Raw genomic sequence first — 14,331 nt, forward strand, 5'->3', positions numbered from 1 at the left:
GCGTTTTGTTTTTTACACCCTTTACGGTCATAAAAAAGTAAACGGATGGTCACGAGTTAATCATTTGATTAATTTTTAACATTTACTTGATCCTGCTTCCGTATTTTTGCGTAACAAATCTGAAACTTGTACTCCCGGGCATAGGATTTGTGTATCACAAAGTAATCATGAAAAAAATAGTTCAAACAACAAAATTAGTGCGCAGTACCATAGTAGATTGGGTGCTGATCAAAGGCCCTGAGCTGTTTGTTACTATTTACGGTAAATAATTAATTTTTACCTTTGCTTTCAGATTATGAAAGTAGAAGAATTTTATCAGGAGTTTCATCATTGGCTTATTACCCGCGGGCCAAATTATGTAGGTGGGATCATCATATTTTTTATTGGTCTTTGGGTCATCAAGCTTATCCGCACACGGATGCGCAACCGGATGATCAGGCGAGGGATCCACTCCTCATTACAACCCTTTTTTCTGAGCCTTACCATTACCGCGCTTTATGTGCTGCTGGTAATTTGGGTAATGAATATTATTGGTTGGGAAATGACCATTTTCACCACCATTATCGGCGCCTTCAGTGTGGCCGCCGGTTTGGCGTTGTCCGGAACATTTCAAAACTTTGCGGGTGGTGTACTGATACTGTTACTAAAACCATTCGAACTGAATGATAGTATAATAGCGCAGGGACAGGATGGCGTGGTAACCTCTATACAGATGTTCTACACGGTTTTACTCACTGCCGATAACAAAACGGTTATTATCCCTAATGGTAAGCTGTTTAACGAGGTTATTATCAACGTAACCCGCGAAGGCAAACGCCGCCTTGACTTTGAGGTAAAAGTAGGCTATGCCAACGATGTTGAAAAAGTAAGGGGAATCATCGAGAACGCAATAAGTACTACACCCAACTTGCTCAAAACACCCGTTTCAAAAGTAGGCATCAACAGCCTGGAGATCGATTCCATCAGGTATGTGATCAATGTGTGGGTTCAGCCAGGCAATTTTTTAACTGCCAAATGGACCCTGCAGGAAAAGATCATCAAAGACCTGGGCGCCGCAGGCGTTACTTTCCCGAAAGCAGGATAGTTTGCAGAGGCAAGAGATTAGAATCAAGAATCAAGATGCTTGATTATCGCCTACATCTCCACCGCGTCATTGCGAGGTACGAAGCAATCTCTACACAAGCAGGTCGATCAGAAAAGTCCGCTCTGTATAGCATAGAGATTGCTTCGTACCTCGCAATGACGTGTTGAAATTTTAAAATGGCCTGTCATCCTGAGCCTGTCGAAGGATCGTGCGTAGAGGCCTGTCCACCATGCTTCGACAGGCTCAACATGACAGCCTTATGTCTTGATTCTTGACTCTTACTTCTTGATTCTCTTCTCCCTCTAAATTTTCTGCTTTGCCTTAATTTCCAAATACCGGTTAATGGTATTGATAGTGAGGTTTTGGGGGGCGCTTAAAATAGATTGAATACCATGTTTAGCCAGCTCTTTTACAATAAGCTTTTTATCGTAGGCAAATTTTTCGGCTATGGTTTTAATGTAGATGCCTTCTACATCGGCAGCGGGTTGCTCGCTCAGTTTTTTGAGTTCGGTATTTTCAAAAAATACAACCAGCAGCAAGTGATATTTGGCTATCCTTTTTAAAAATGGCAATTGCCTATGCAGGGCGTTCAGGCTTTCGTAATTAGTAAAAAATACCACCAGGCTGCGCTGTTTGATCACCTTGCGTACGGTGGCAAACAGCAGCTCCATATTGGTCTCCAGGTAGCGTGTTTTTTCTTTGTATAAAGCTTCCAGTATCTTGTTGAGGTGTGCAGGGCGTCTTTCGGCAGGAATTACGGCTCCCAGTTTTTCGGATACAGTGATGAGCCCGGCTTTATCCTCTTTTAACAGCGCCACGTTTGATAATACCAGGCTGGCGTTAATGGCATAATCCAAAAGACTCAAGCCCTCAAAAGGCATTTTCATGGCCCTTGATTTATCGATAACGCAGTACACATGCTGCGATTTTTCGTCGGTATAGGAGTTCACCATCAGGTTGCCCTGCCGCGCGGTGGCTTTCCAGTTAATGGTGCGGTAATCATCACCCTGAACATAATTTTTTACCTGCTCAAATTCCATACTGTGCCCAATACGACGAATTTTTTTGATACCGATGTCTGTTAACCGGTTAGATATGGCCATCAGCTCGTATTTGCGCATCTGTAGGAAGGACGGGTATACTGGTAAGGTTTCGGCCTGCTCAAAATTATATCGCCGCCTGATAAAGCCTAAAGGCGATTTAACGTATACCCGGATATCGCCAAATTCATACTCGCCACGGCGGGTTGGCCGCAATACATAGTTGATGAGTTTTTTTTCGCGCGGTTTCAGATTGGTTTTAAACCAGATGTCGCGCTTTTGAAACTGCACCGGGATCTCGTCAATAATACCAATGCTGATGGGGAAACTATACCAGTTTTCGATATATACACCCAGGTCGTTATTATCACTGTTGCTCAGGCGTTCGGGAGCATGTCGTTTGGCAAATACCCCGTTTGATGTGCGGTACAACAGTAGCACATCCATCAAAAATAATATGATCAGCACCCAAAATGCCAGCGTAGGGATAAGACCCAGCCATGGAAAAAAGAACGATAACAAAAACAACACCACGCTGCAGGTTAAAGCTGCAAACAGGCGGTTTGTTAAAAAAAGGTTTCTATAAAAGAGGCTGATTATTTTTTTCACTATGAACTGTTAATAAGAATCAGGAATCAAGAGTCAAGAACCAAGACAGGAAATCATCCATATGCTTTTTTCTTGATTCTTGGCTCTTGATTCTTGACTCTCTATCTCGGTACTTCAATTTTTTGTATGATCTGTGCTACCACATCATCCGGACTTACACCTTCCATTTCTTTATCCGGCGTAAGCATAATACGGTGCCTTAACACCGGGGCAGCTACATAGATAATATCATCAGGCGTAATAAAATCGCGACCCTTGATAGCAGCAATGGCTTTGGCGGCATTGATCATGGCCAGCGACGCGCGCGGCGAACCACCCAGGAACAATGATTTATGATTACGGGTTTCGTGAATGATCTTAGCCGTAAACTCCAGCAGTTTGGCTTCTACATGAAACGACCGCACCTGCTGGCGAAGCGCGATAATATCACCTGCCGATAAAACCGGTTGTATGTGGGTGAGCTGATCGGTAGTTTTTTGCTGGTGCTGACGGGTGATGATGGCTATCTCTTCTTCCAGTGTTGGGTATTTGATCTCTATTTTAAACAGAAACCTGTCAAGCTGCGCTTCTGGTAAACGATAGGTGCCTTCCTGCTCTACCGGGTTTTGTGTGGCCAGCACCGTGAAGGGCTCCTGCATTTTGTAAGTATGCCCGTCGATAGTCACCTGGCGTTCTTCCATCACCTCAAACAAAGCCGATTGGGTTTTGGCAGGGGCACGGTTAATTTCATCTATCAGGATGATGTTACCAAAAACCGGACCTTGTTTAAATTCAAACTCCGTGCTTTTAGGGTTAAACACCGAGGTGCCTAATATATCCGAAGGCATCAGATCAGGCGTAAACTGGATGCGCGAGTAGCGCGCATCAATAGCTTTGGCGATCAGTTTGGCGGTAAGCGTTTTGGCCACACCGGGTACACCTTCTATCAGTATGTGGCCGTCGGCCAGGATGCCTGCTATCAGCAGATCTATAGAGTCCTGCTGCCCTACAATGATCTGGGCAAGTGTATATTTAATTTGACTAACCGCGGTACTGAGTTTGCTCAGATCGGTTCTGTTTTCAAAATTCTCATTTTCCATTATATCCGGTTTGGCTGTAAAACTTTTCTATCAATTTATTCAATTCAATCAATTCCCTATCGTTTACCTGTTGCTGAACGCTGATGTAATTTACCGCGCTGATCAGCGAGCTGGCAAAACCAACATCGATACCAGTTTTTTGTGATAGGGTATTGATAAATTCCTGATCGAGCTTGCTTGTTTTCAAGCGATAACGCTCCCTGATATGATCTAACAGGTAAATTACCTTTTTATGGGCGATGTTGGCATTATTGCGTTTTTCATAATACACCTGGCCCACAACGGTCACAAAATCAAGCGTGGAATTTGGCAAGGGTTCAATTACGGGGATAACGCGCTGACGGCGTTTCATCTCGTAAAAAATAAATATAAGCATGCTGCCCAGGCTTAGGTAATAGGCCCACTGCAAAGCCGGGTTGCCGAAGAACACACGCAATGGTGATATATCTTCGGGGATGTCGCCGTTCTGATATTGATCCCAATAAATATTCTGGACTTTAGGCAGATACGATAGTGCTTTAGCCGCGTAATCGGCTCCCTGCGGAGTTAAGAGGCTATAATTGGTGAAAACATCGGGTGTAGCGCACAGGTACAGCGTTCCTTTGCCAAATTTATAGCTTAAAAAGGTGCAATGATCTGCATAGTTTTTACCTACCACAGTGGCTTTAGCGGTATCGAGTCCAGAAAAGTACAGGTTGGCAATGTCGCGCTTAAATACATAATTGCGGGGTGCCTTTAACTGCGGATTGGTAAAGTTGATGGATACATTTTTGGAGGCATTCTCTGCCCGGGTCTCTATTTTTAAGGTGTCGGCAATAAAACCCCTCCACTCAAAGGTGGACATGAACACCGAGTTCCCAGCCTTAATATATTTCACCATCGCCTCAAAATCAAATTTATTGAGCGTAATGCTTTTGGCGATGATGATATAGTTTCCCTGCTGCAGACTGTCGCCATGAAAAACATTGTAAGCCGATTTATTGGTTTTGCTTAACTCCGCATCGGGATAAATATCTTTTAGTCTGTCATACAACAAATAAGTACCAAAAGGGATTTTATCCTTATGATACAGGGTCGATTGCCAGTTAACTGGTTTGGGTTTGTTGTACTGCGCCACCACGTAACCTATCAATGCCAGGCTGGCTATAGTGATATAGATCTTAAAGTCTTTCATGCTATGCCTTTGTTAAAATCCTGGAATACGGTATTGATATTTTTGAAAGTTTGCCCATCGATAGCAAATTCGCCATACCAAACGTACTCAAATTGTAAGGTCAGTGATCTGAAAAGCCGGCGCTGATCGGCATTGGTCAATTCATCAATATAGGTGCTGTTTGTTTTATCAATCTGCCATTTGATTAAATGGGCATCGCTAAGTTGTTTTAAGCATTTTAAATAAAGCATCCTTACGGCCAAACGGTAATTATGCTGGGAAACGGCCCTTTCAATTTCATCGTCAAAGTTAATGTCATGAATATTTTCCAATGATTCGGTAAAAGGCAAATTGGCCGACATAGACTTGCGTCTGAAAATACCGAGCATATCGATCCCCATGAGTTTCAGTACCAGGAAAACAACAGCTGCCAAACCCGCTGCCAGCAAAAGATACTGCAAAATGTATAACAAGGCCCGCACGAAGGGGCTCATATCATGTTTGCCAAATTTAATAGGCTTAAACAAGTTCCAGAACCAACGCCAGAAACGGTCCCACCACGAAGGTGTTGTATCGATATCATCCCGGTATTGAAACTCGGGCTGTTTACTGTGAGCGGTAATAGCAGCGGTATCCAAATGGCGCACGCTTACGGATGCAGTATCCATCTTAAGCGTTAAGGGGGCTTTAACAGGCTTAACAAGCGGAGCAGATGCATTGACCGCATGAACAAACAGTGCAAAAATGATGGTACACAACAAACGCAGCATGATCAATATTCCTCGGCCGGTAAATCTGTATTAGGCGTGTTGGTGCCCAGTTTGTTTATCTTATCCATTAAGCTGGTTCCATCTTTGCTTTCGGTTAAATTAAAATAGCAAAGCGCTAGCGCCGTTACCGGTAAAACGGCAAATACCTGGCAAAGCTGTTGCAAAACCGCGCCAATAATGGCTGCAGGAACTGATAATGCCCCACCCCCTTTTTGCGGAACAGCTATGAGGCTTACCATATTAATGATACTTGTAGGTATGGAAACTACCATGATAGCCACATAAAAAATTATCCATATCACTACCAGCGAACCAAATGTCATCCACCAGTTATCTTTGATCAGAAAAAAGCTGCGGTTAAAGGCATAACCGAAGCTGGCATTCTCCATCACCATGATCGGAAATATCAAGGCGAAAATAGGGGATAGGTAGATGCCTGGTATCCCGCAAAGTAGCGTAGCGATAAAAAGCAATAAATAAAGCAGTAAAGAACTGCCTAATACCCGCAGGAAGTAATATTTAATATAACCCCACATCTCCTCGGTTGTAGGTACCTGTTTGTCTTTCTCTTTATAAAGTGCTATATAGCTCAAAAAAGTAACCGTTAAGGCAATAAAGCTCAGCATCCCAAAAATGATCAGCAAAAAATATTCGGGCCCAAAAAAGCTGAATGGCGATGGCCGGTATTCATTGGTATTAAAGGAACCTCCGCGTATGCTGTTCATGGTGCCGGTCCATTTTAACTGGAAAAGGGCAGCACTGACAAGACCACCTGCAATGAAGATGCCGCAAAAGGTAAAAAAGTATTTAAGCAGCGGTTTAATATTCTGCCTTACAAATAAAAAGGTGTCGCTTATAATTTCGCCAAAATCGCGGATCTTGGCTAACTCAACTTTAGGTTGCATGATGGGTTTGGGTTGCTTTATAAATTTTATTTGGGTATATGATCACATACCATATAATGAACAATAGTGATGATGCTAATATAGTAATGCTAAGCCATACCGGCATTTCGGTGTGCCGGGTTACAAAGCCTTCAAAAAACGCCGCGACAATTAATATAGGGATAATACCAATGGCCACTTTCATGCCATCTTTAGCTCCTCTTTTTAATGATACCATGCGTTTATAAGTTTTGGGAAACAACAGGCTGTTACCCAGAATAATGCCGGCAGCGCCCGCTATAATAATAGCTGAAATTTCCAGTGTGCCATGTATCCAGATCACCAGGATGGATTTTACCCCTAAACCTTTACTGAAAAAATAATACTGGAACGAGCCAAGCATGATGCCGTTACGGAAAAGGAAATAAACAGAGCCAACTGTAAAGATGATACCGCTTACAAAGGTTACCAGCGATACATAAATGTTATTAGCGGCTATGCCCAAAAACATCAGAGTCTCGCTGCCATTTTTATACACACCAAAAGGGTCGCCCTTCATGATGTTGGCATTGGTCATATCCACATATTGATCGCCCATGATCAGGCGCACAAAATTCTCATCGTACTTAGCCGATAGCGCCCCTATCAAACAAAAAACCATAAAGAAAAGAAAAGCATAAAGCAATTGCTTTTGGTAGGTCTTGAACAACAGGGGTAGCTCATACTTCCAGAAGGTAAGAAAGCGGTTGCTTTTTTCGCTTTTGTTTTTGTAAATGGACTGATGCAAACCGGCGGCAAGCCCGTTCAGGTAGGCGGTAGTTTTTGATTTGGGATAAAATGTTTTGGCATAAGCCAGATCGTCGGTTATCTGGATAAACCTATCGGCAAGCTCGTCAGGATCATTGGTTGGTTCCTGCTCAAAGCTGGTCCATTTCTGAGCGTTTTGCTTTACAAAAAGAGGTTCCCGCATGAATTGCCGTGTAAATAATTATTTGGTTAAAATAATTACAAAAGAGCTATATAACAACTAAAAAAGACAGATTTACATTTTATATTTTAATATATCCTGGTTGGATCCACCCTTAAGTGCAAAAATAATTATACATTTATTATTATAAACCTTTAAACCATCAATCACATGTTCAAGAATTTTAAATTCCAGACCTATTTCTGGACTACCTTTTGGGTAATCTCAGGGGTTGTTTTAGGGTTCATTTTTATCGTCATTTTTAATGGGTGTGATGAAAAAATCAATATTGGCTCAGCGCTGATTTGGGCAGGTGCTTATTTTGTGCTGGGAGCCTTAGGGGGATTTATTTTTGGTGTTCCAAAGATTGTTTCCGCTTCACAGCCCCCAACTGCCGGGTCCATGGTAACCCATGTACCTGCGGCACCGGTTCTCGCGGAAAATCTGCCGGTGCAGCCCGGAAATTCACCTGATGTACAAGTCCCGCCTACTCCGCTGATACCTGTTGTTCCCGCAACTTCTGTTATGAAAAACATTTCACAAAAAATGATCCAGGAAAACACCAACCTGACGCAGATATCCGACTGGCTCACCAAAGTCATCATTGGTGCAGGCCTCGTTCAACTGAAAGAAATTCCGCCTTACATCATGAAAATTGCAACCCGCATGGGCCAGGGGATTAGCCTTCACCCAAAAACACTGCAGTCGGCAGATCCCGCCATCATACTTTCCGGAGGAATTATTATCTACTTCCTAACCTGGGGTTTTGCCAGTGGCTATCTGATTATGCGCTTAGTAATTGCCGAACTACTTGCCGATGTGGAGCAATAAAAGAAATTCCTATATTTTCTAATCCTGCTGTATACTTTATATTTTGGTTATAATTTTCCAAAGGATAAAAATATATAGCAGGATAAAAGTACCTGAATAGCTGGATGAAGGCATAACGGGCTCCATATAAAAAAATAGCCAATCGCAACGAGCACCGCCACGATTATAATAATTACAAGCGGAGCCACAACACCGGTTTTTATCTGGGATGAAATGTTTGGGCATAAGCCAGGTCGTCGGTTATCTTGATGAACCTATCGGCAAGCTCCTTAGGGATCATGAGGAGGATACTGCTTAAAGCCTGTCCATTTTGGAGAGTTTTGCTTTACAAAATGAGGTTCCCGTATGAATAGCCGTGTAAAAAATTGTTAGTTAGAATAATTATAAAAGAGTTATATAACAAGGAAAAAGACAGATTTACATTTTATATTTGAATCATATGCAAACGATAAGGATAACCACCACACAAAATATAGATATTGATTACGAGGTAGCCGGTTTGGGCGAACGGATTGTAGCCTATATTATTGATTTGGCCATGTTTGGGGTTATCATTATAGCTACACTTATAGCTATTGGTTCGGCGGGTGGAATGGGAAGAGGAAGCAGTGGTATTGGGATTGGTATAGTGTTTATTATTTACGCTGTATTATTTGTTTTTTACGATCTGATATGTGAATTGTCCATGAACGGGCAAAGTGTGGGCAAAAAGATCATGAAAATAAAGGTAATAAGTTTGGATGGTGCCAGGCCACGCTTAGGGCAATACCTGTTGCGCTGGTTATTCCGGATCATTGACTTTTTTCCCGGTACTTTAAATTTATGCGGGTTGATCTGTGTAGCCGTGTCTGACAAATCACAGCGGGTTGGCGACATGGTAGCAGGTACCACGCTGATCAGGACTGTTCCGCGTACCAAAATGCAAAATATCGCCTTTAAACCGGCAGAGGATAATTATCAGCCTGCATTTCCGGAAGCTGCCCGGTTAAGCGAGCAGGATGTGGAATTGATAAACGAAGTGATCAACAATTACATTAAAAGTGGTAACAGCATGCTGGTGTATAATATGGCCCAGCGTATCAAAGATCTGCTGAATGTAACACCACCGGCCGAAATGAATAATATGTTGTTTTTACAAACCATTATTAAAGACTACAGCCACATTATAGCCCAGGCCGACGTTTTATAATGGTCATATAATCCCCACATTTTAATACCGTAGCTCACCAGTACAATACTACCCACTATCATGAACAAGGTTTTCTTGATGGTTGATTTGGGTGTATCCAGTTTAAAATAGCTGTCGGCAAAGCCATAGGTAAAGAAGAGCAGGAGTGGAATAGCAGGTGGATACAGCGCAAAACTTTTTTGAAGATCACCCTGTAGAAGAGCTACTACGGCACGTTGAAAACCGCAGCCAGGGCAGTCGATCCCGGTTAAGTATTTGAAAGGGCAGGGGAGCAAATGATTTTGCAGCCAGTGGATAAAACCCGCCTGGCTGCAAAATATTTGTAATTGGATATTATTGAACAACATTACACCTGCGGCGGGGGCGGAGTATTGCTGAATGGATCCTGATAGTTGTTTGATGGATCAAATGGTTTACCACCACCCACAAAACCGGCACCGGCAGGACCTAAATATTGGAAGTTGCCAAAGCCTAAAAGTGGAAGAAAGATAAATGATAGAAATATAATCCCAAGCGTAAACCCAACTCCCTGTCCGAAACTTTTGCTTAAAAGATTAATCGCCCATATTCCAAAAATAAAAGATGTACATGGAATTATCAGTAGAAATATCCACCATATAGGTTTGCCAATAATTTCTAAAAGCACAATGGTACTATAGATAGGAATTATAGATGCCCAGCCAGGTTTACCGGCTTTTTCAAATACTTTCCACAGACCAATGACGGAGATAACCGCAATAATTAAAATTGGGATGATACAAGCCATGAATATTGCTACGAATATTCCGGACGAGGCTGCTGAAGAAGGATCATAATCTTGCATTTTGATTTTTGGTTTAAGTGAATGCTTTAGTGTTGATTGATTACCGCAAAGTATAAAATATTTAAATAAAAATTAAACACATCGCTTTTTTATTACAAAGCAGGAGTGATATTTTATTTATAATTTTGACCTGATGCAGAGAGAACAAATTTCGGTTTTTGATATGTTCAAGATAGGCATAGGGCCTTCCAGTTCACATACATTGGGTCCCTGGCGGGCAGCACAACAATTTGCGCAGGGACTTGAACAACAGGGTGTTTTGCCATTGGTTGAACAAGTGAAAATACTGCTGTACGGTTCGCTGGCCAAAACCGGCCGGGGCCACGGTACCGATATAGCCATATTGCTTGGTTTAAGCGGTGATGATCCGGTAACTTTTGAAGTTGACCAGATAACCCCTAAGATAGCAACGATCACCCGTACGCGTAAACTAACGTTGGCCGGTACGCAGGAGATCACTTTTTCGGTAACTGACGATTTGCTTTTTCTGTTTAACGAGAGTTTGCCTTTTCATCCCAACGCGGTAACATTTCAGGCATTTTTGAGTAATGGCAGGGCTGTTTCAGAAACGTATTATTCCATAGGTGGTGGTTTTGTGGTAAAAGAAGGCGGCTCGAACCAAGGCAAGCAAGAGGTTGATCTGCCTTTCCCTATTGATACCGCTGCCGATCTGTTACACTGGTGCATCAAAACCGGGCTGAAAATATCAGAAGTGGTGATGGAGAATGAACTGGCTTGGCGCAGCGAACAGGAAACGCGTAGCGGTGTACTCAATATTTTCAAAGCGTTAAAAGAATGTATTTACCGTGGCTGCCATACCACCGGGCAATTACCGGGTGGTTTAAATGTAGCCCGGCGGGCTTTTAAGCTCAACAGCAAATTAATAGGCAATAATACCTACACCAATTACGATGAGTGGGTTGTAGCCATCCGCAAAACCGGTGATAGTTTTAAAAATATATTGGATTGGGTAAGCTGCTTTGCCCTGGCTGTAAATGAGGAGAATGCCTCGTTCGGCAGGGTAGTTACCGCGCCTACCAATGGCGCAGCTGGTGTAATACCGGCTGTATTACAATATTATATTGTTTTTTGCGAAGGTAATACCGACCAGCGTATCATGCAGTTTTTACTCACTGCTTCAGAAATTGGCAGTATATTTAAAAAAGGCGCTACCATATCGGCAGCTATGGGTGGCTGCCAGGCCGAAATTGGTGTATCATCAGCCATGGCCGCCGCTGCCCTTACCGAGTGCATGGGTGGTACACAAAGACAAGTACTCATGGCCGCAGAAATAGCTATGGAGCATCACCTGGGCTTAACTTGTGACCCGATAGGTGGACTGGTGCAGATCCCCTGTATAGAGCGTAATACCATGGGAGCTATCAAGGCCATCACCGCCTCGCAATTAGCCTTACAAAGTAACCCCGAAAAAGCAAAAGTAAGTTTGGATGCTGTGGTAAAAACCATGTGGCAAACCGCATTGGACATGAATTCCAAATACAAAGAAACATCAGACGGTGGACTGGCTATTAATATACCGTTGAGTTTGCCGGAGTGTTAGCCCCTAAAGGGGAGAGCCGAAGCAATAATATTGGTCATGCCGAACTTGTTTCGGCATCCCATTATAAGGTATAGTCAGGCAGTAGACCCATCCTGAGGGATCCTGAAATAAATTCAGGATGACAGAGTTGTTTGATTTTGATCTTATTTCTTTTCCAGGGCGCTTAAAATAACTGGTTTGAGTTTTTCAACCCACATCTGGTACATGCTGGCGGATGGGTGTAAGCCGTCTTCAGCGATAAGTGATGCGTTATTGGCTGCCAGTTTGGATATGGGGGTGATGTCGATATAGCTAACGCCGGCATTGGCACTTTCCTGCCGGTTAATATCATTGAACTGGTCGATCTCTTTACCAATACGTGCGTCATCGCCATGTGCAAAGGGCGTTACTCCATAATCGGGTATGGATAGTACAAAAACATGGTTCGTATTGCCTTTGGCAAATTTGATAGCCGTATTTAAAACCTGTACAAATTTAACGCGGTAATCGGCCTGACTGCCGCCGCCATACTGGTCGTTCACGCCGATAAGCAGGGTTACTATGTCATAGGTTTTGCCTTTTACATCGCTGCCGTCAATAGCCGATATCAATTGCTGGGTGGTCCAGCCGGTTCGGGCTATAATTGTTGGTCCGGTTATTTTATGTCCGGGTAATTGTCCGGCAAGTTTGTAAGGAAATGCGTCGTGTTCCTCTACGGACTGGCCAATGGTATATGAATCGCCCAGGGCCAGGTAGCTTAAAGTATCAATTACAGGAACAGGCGATCCTGTAGTGGGTGGTACATATGTCATTGATGTTGTTTTTGTACAGGCCGATAATGTGCCTATCGAAAATAAAATTAAAAATAATGCTTTCATCGTAATATCTCCATATCAAACAATACGGAAATATGATGTTTAAGGATTTCTTTTACTTCATTTATATCAACCTCGCGGCCCAGTTCTTTTTGCATGGAGGTTACAGCTTTATCGTCAATGCCGCAGGGCACAATGTTATTAAAATAGTCCAGATCGGTATTAACGTTAAAAGCCAGTCCGTGCATGGTTACCCAGCGGCTGCAGCGCACACCCATGGCACATATTTTACGAGCTTTTTCATTATCGGCATCAAACCAAACACCGGTATAGCCCTCGTAACGGCCAGCCTTTAAACCATAATCGGCCAAAGTTAAAATAATGGCCTCTTCCAGTGTACGCAGGTATAGATGTATGTCGGTAAAGAAATTTTCAAGGTCCAATATAGGGTATGATACAATTTGGCCGGGCCCGTGATAGGTGATATCGCCGCCGCGTTTTATTTTATAATAAGTAGCGTTTTTTTCTTTTAAGCCGGCATCGTCGAGCAAGAGATGTTCAAACTTGCCGCTACTACCCAGGGTGTACACATGCGGGTGTTCGCAAAATACCAGGTAGTTAAAAGTTTCTTCGGGTTCAAAAGGCTCCAAGGTATCTGCTGTTACAGGTGTTTGTGTTGCAGCTTCATAAGCCAGTTCGCTGTGGCGGTTATCCAGTTTGGTTTTTACTGTAGCAGCAAACAACTCTTCCTGCTTATCCCAGGCTTGCTGATAATCGATCAAACCCCAGTCCTGAAAAAATACTTTTTTGTTCTTCATTACATTTGTCCCTTTACGTAGCCTACCATGTAACCTTCATATTGCATGTAGCTTACCACATAATCAAGGTTGATATTATTTTTATGCAGGCGCGCACTTAGTTCGCCGCGTGTGCTAAAACTAAAAGGATCCAGGAAAATATTGTCGGCAAATGACACCTCTTTTTCACCATTGCATTTGTAAATAGCTTCCTTGGCACACCAGCAAACATATAGCTGCTCAATTTTATGCTCATCGTTAATAAAAGCTCTTTCGTCGGGCCGTAGGAATTTACCGGCAATGCGTTCCACCTTTTGTTTGATCAGTTCGATATCTATCCCCACTTTATGCGTTTTGCTGATCATCACCGCGGCATAATCAAAAGAGTGGCTCAGCGAAATATGATAGGGCAGATTTACGAGGTAGGGTTTGCCATGAGCATCAACCTTGCAGTCAATGTATTCGTCGGTATGCAGCATTTTGCGTAGCAGTACACGGGTACCCAGCCAATGCAGGTGGCGCTTGCCGTTACTTAGCTTCTCAACATAAGCTTTTTCGTCCTCGTCAAGTTGCAGTTGTTTGTACAGGTCGTCAGCCTCTTCTTCAATTCTCCAGAGCGCAAATTCGGTATCATCGTCGATACGCTGCCTGTATGCTATAGCCATAATAAGTAAAATTGCAAAATAGGTAGCAAACTTATGTCAAATAAATTTAATTAAATAATTGGGTTTTGGTATCAAGTATTTAGTA

General features: G+C 42.8%; 15 protein-coding genes. 4 read left to right on the plus strand and 11 right to left on the minus strand.

The window, feature by feature from the left end:
- The first annotated feature begins 295 nt into the window (after positions 1-295).
- A complete protein-coding gene (locus AC57BQ_RS28075) occupies positions 296-1,084 on the plus strand; it encodes a mechanosensitive ion channel family protein (protein WP_090471642.1) in 789 nt (262 codons plus the stop codon).
- Between the two features lie 302 nt (positions 1,085-1,386).
- Here the strand turns inward: AC57BQ_RS28075 and AC57BQ_RS28080 are convergent, their stop codons facing one another.
- The 6 genes from AC57BQ_RS28080 to AC57BQ_RS28105 all read right to left on the minus strand — a co-directional run bounded on the left by AC57BQ_RS28080 (position 1,387) and on the right by AC57BQ_RS28105 (position 7,589).
- On the minus strand, positions 1,387-2,733 hold the full coding sequence (locus tag AC57BQ_RS28080; RefSeq protein ID WP_496409382.1) for a DUF58 domain-containing protein: 1,347 nt from the start codon (positions 2,731-2,733) through the stop codon (positions 1,387-1,389).
- Positions 2,734-2,834: 101 nt separating this feature from the next.
- Positions 2,835-3,812 carry an AAA family ATPase gene (locus AC57BQ_RS28085; protein ID WP_090471644.1) on the minus strand — a complete coding sequence of 326 codons (978 nt, stop codon included), beginning with the start codon at positions 3,810-3,812 and terminating at the stop codon, positions 2,835-2,837.
- Positions 3,802-4,986, minus strand: a complete 1,185-nt coding sequence (locus tag AC57BQ_RS28090) for a DUF4350 domain-containing protein (protein ID WP_496409383.1) — start codon at positions 4,984-4,986, stop codon at positions 3,802-3,804. The genes AC57BQ_RS28085 and AC57BQ_RS28090 overlap by 11 nt, the downstream gene beginning before the upstream one ends.
- Positions 4,983-5,633, minus strand: a complete 651-nt coding sequence (locus tag AC57BQ_RS28095) for a DUF4129 domain-containing protein (RefSeq protein ID WP_496409384.1) — start codon at positions 5,631-5,633, stop codon at positions 4,983-4,985. The genes AC57BQ_RS28090 and AC57BQ_RS28095 overlap by 4 nt, the downstream gene beginning before the upstream one ends.
- A 104-nt stretch (positions 5,634-5,737) precedes the next feature.
- Positions 5,738-6,640 carry a hypothetical protein gene (locus AC57BQ_RS28100; RefSeq protein WP_090471650.1) on the minus strand — a complete coding sequence of 301 codons (903 nt, stop codon included), beginning with the start codon at positions 6,638-6,640 and terminating at the stop codon, positions 5,738-5,740.
- The gene (locus tag AC57BQ_RS28105) at positions 6,630-7,589 is read right to left on the minus strand and encodes a stage II sporulation protein M (RefSeq protein ID WP_496409385.1); all 960 of its coding nucleotides are present in this window, start codon (positions 7,587-7,589) and stop codon (positions 6,630-6,632) included. Before AC57BQ_RS28105 ends, AC57BQ_RS28100 begins: the two co-directional genes overlap by 11 nt.
- A gap of 168 nt (positions 7,590-7,757) precedes the next feature.
- On the opposite strand from AC57BQ_RS28105, the gene AC57BQ_RS28110 reads away from it, so the two are divergent.
- Positions 7,758-8,417 carry a hypothetical protein gene (locus tag AC57BQ_RS28110; RefSeq protein ID WP_496409386.1) on the plus strand — a complete coding sequence of 220 codons (660 nt, stop codon included), beginning with the start codon at positions 7,758-7,760 and terminating at the stop codon, positions 8,415-8,417.
- A 439-nt stretch (positions 8,418-8,856) separates the two neighbouring features.
- Positions 8,857-9,606, plus strand: coding sequence for an RDD family protein (locus tag AC57BQ_RS28115; protein WP_496409387.1), 750 nt, complete (start codon positions 8,857-8,859; stop codon positions 9,604-9,606).
- Here the strand turns inward: AC57BQ_RS28115 and AC57BQ_RS28120 are convergent.
- Together AC57BQ_RS28120 and AC57BQ_RS28125 are read right to left on the minus strand one after the other, a co-directional pair.
- Positions 9,570-9,953, minus strand: coding sequence for a DUF2752 domain-containing protein (locus AC57BQ_RS28120; protein WP_496409388.1), 384 nt, complete (start codon positions 9,951-9,953; stop codon positions 9,570-9,572). The genes AC57BQ_RS28115 and AC57BQ_RS28120 overlap by 37 nt on opposite strands.
- Positions 9,953-10,429, minus strand: a complete 477-nt coding sequence (locus tag AC57BQ_RS28125; protein ID WP_496409389.1) for a DUF5684 domain-containing protein — start codon at positions 10,427-10,429, stop codon at positions 9,953-9,955. Before AC57BQ_RS28125 ends, AC57BQ_RS28120 begins: the two co-directional genes overlap by 1 nt.
- Positions 10,430-10,562: 133 nt before the next feature.
- Between AC57BQ_RS28125 and AC57BQ_RS28130 the strand changes: the two genes are divergently transcribed.
- Complete coding sequence (locus AC57BQ_RS28130; RefSeq protein WP_496409390.1) at positions 10,563-11,990, plus strand: L-serine ammonia-lyase; 1,428 nt, start codon at positions 10,563-10,565, stop codon at positions 11,988-11,990.
- 143 nt (positions 11,991-12,133) lie between these two features.
- Here the strand turns inward: AC57BQ_RS28130 and AC57BQ_RS28135 are convergent, their stop codons facing one another.
- The 3 genes from AC57BQ_RS28135 to AC57BQ_RS28145 all read right to left on the minus strand — a co-directional run bounded on the left by AC57BQ_RS28135 (position 12,134) and on the right by AC57BQ_RS28145 (position 14,246).
- Complete coding sequence (locus AC57BQ_RS28135) at positions 12,134-12,781, minus strand: SGNH/GDSL hydrolase family protein (RefSeq protein WP_496409391.1); 648 nt, start codon at positions 12,779-12,781, stop codon at positions 12,134-12,136.
- Positions 12,782-12,843: 62 nt separating this feature from the next.
- A complete protein-coding gene (gene lipB, locus AC57BQ_RS28140) occupies positions 12,844-13,602 on the minus strand; it encodes a lipoyl(octanoyl) transferase LipB (protein WP_496409392.1) in 759 nt (252 codons plus the stop codon).
- Positions 13,602-14,246 (minus strand): 4'-phosphopantetheinyl transferase family protein, encoded by a 645-nt coding sequence (locus AC57BQ_RS28145; protein WP_496409393.1) that lies wholly within the window; start codon positions 14,244-14,246, stop codon positions 13,602-13,604. The genes lipB and AC57BQ_RS28145 overlap by 1 nt, the downstream gene beginning before the upstream one ends.
- Positions 14,247-14,331: the final 85 nt, after the last annotated feature.

The sequence above is a fragment of the Mucilaginibacter sp. BGA-UO-ETr-C110 genome (genome assembly GCF_059567985.1).

What these genes read in the sequence shown, in the direction of transcription:
- AC57BQ_RS28075 (WP_090471642.1), top strand. Translation starts at nt 296, where the DNA reads ATGAAAGTAGAAGAATTTTATCAGGAGTTTCATCATTGGCTTATTACC.
- AC57BQ_RS28085 (WP_090471644.1), bottom strand. Translation starts at nt 3,812, where the DNA reads ATGGAAAATGAGAATTTTGAAAACAGAACCGATCTGAGCAAACTCAGT.
- AC57BQ_RS28090 (WP_496409383.1), bottom strand. Translation starts at nt 4,986, where the DNA reads ATGAAAGACTTTAAGATCTATATCACTATAGCCAGCCTGGCATTGATA.
- AC57BQ_RS28095 (WP_496409384.1), bottom strand. Translation starts at nt 5,633, where the DNA reads ATGGATACTGCATCCGTAAGCGTGCGCCATTTGGATACCGCTGCTATT.
- AC57BQ_RS28100 (WP_090471650.1), bottom strand. Translation starts at nt 6,640, where the DNA reads ATGCAACCTAAAGTTGAGTTAGCCAAGATCCGCGATTTTGGCGAAATT.
- AC57BQ_RS28105 (WP_496409385.1), bottom strand. Translation starts at nt 7,589, where the DNA reads ATGCGGGAACCTCTTTTTGTAAAGCAAAACGCTCAGAAATGGACCAGC.
- AC57BQ_RS28110 (WP_496409386.1), top strand. Translation starts at nt 7,758, where the DNA reads ATGTTCAAGAATTTTAAATTCCAGACCTATTTCTGGACTACCTTTTGG.
- AC57BQ_RS28115 (WP_496409387.1), top strand. Translation starts at nt 8,857, where the DNA reads ATGCAAACGATAAGGATAACCACCACACAAAATATAGATATTGATTAC.
- AC57BQ_RS28120 (WP_496409388.1), bottom strand. Translation starts at nt 9,953, where the DNA reads ATGTTGTTCAATAATATCCAATTACAAATATTTTGCAGCCAGGCGGGT.
- AC57BQ_RS28125 (WP_496409389.1), bottom strand. Translation starts at nt 10,429, where the DNA reads ATGCAAGATTATGATCCTTCTTCAGCAGCCTCGTCCGGAATATTCGTA.
- AC57BQ_RS28130 (WP_496409390.1), top strand. Translation starts at nt 10,563, where the DNA reads ATGCAGAGAGAACAAATTTCGGTTTTTGATATGTTCAAGATAGGCATA.
- AC57BQ_RS28135 (WP_496409391.1), bottom strand. Translation starts at nt 12,781, where the DNA reads ATGACATATGTACCACCCACTACAGGATCGCCTGTTCCTGTAATTGAT.
- lipB (WP_496409392.1), bottom strand. Translation starts at nt 13,602, where the DNA reads ATGAAGAACAAAAAAGTATTTTTTCAGGACTGGGGTTTGATCGATTAT.
- AC57BQ_RS28145 (WP_496409393.1), bottom strand. Translation starts at nt 14,246, where the DNA reads ATGGCTATAGCATACAGGCAGCGTATCGACGATGATACCGAATTTGCG.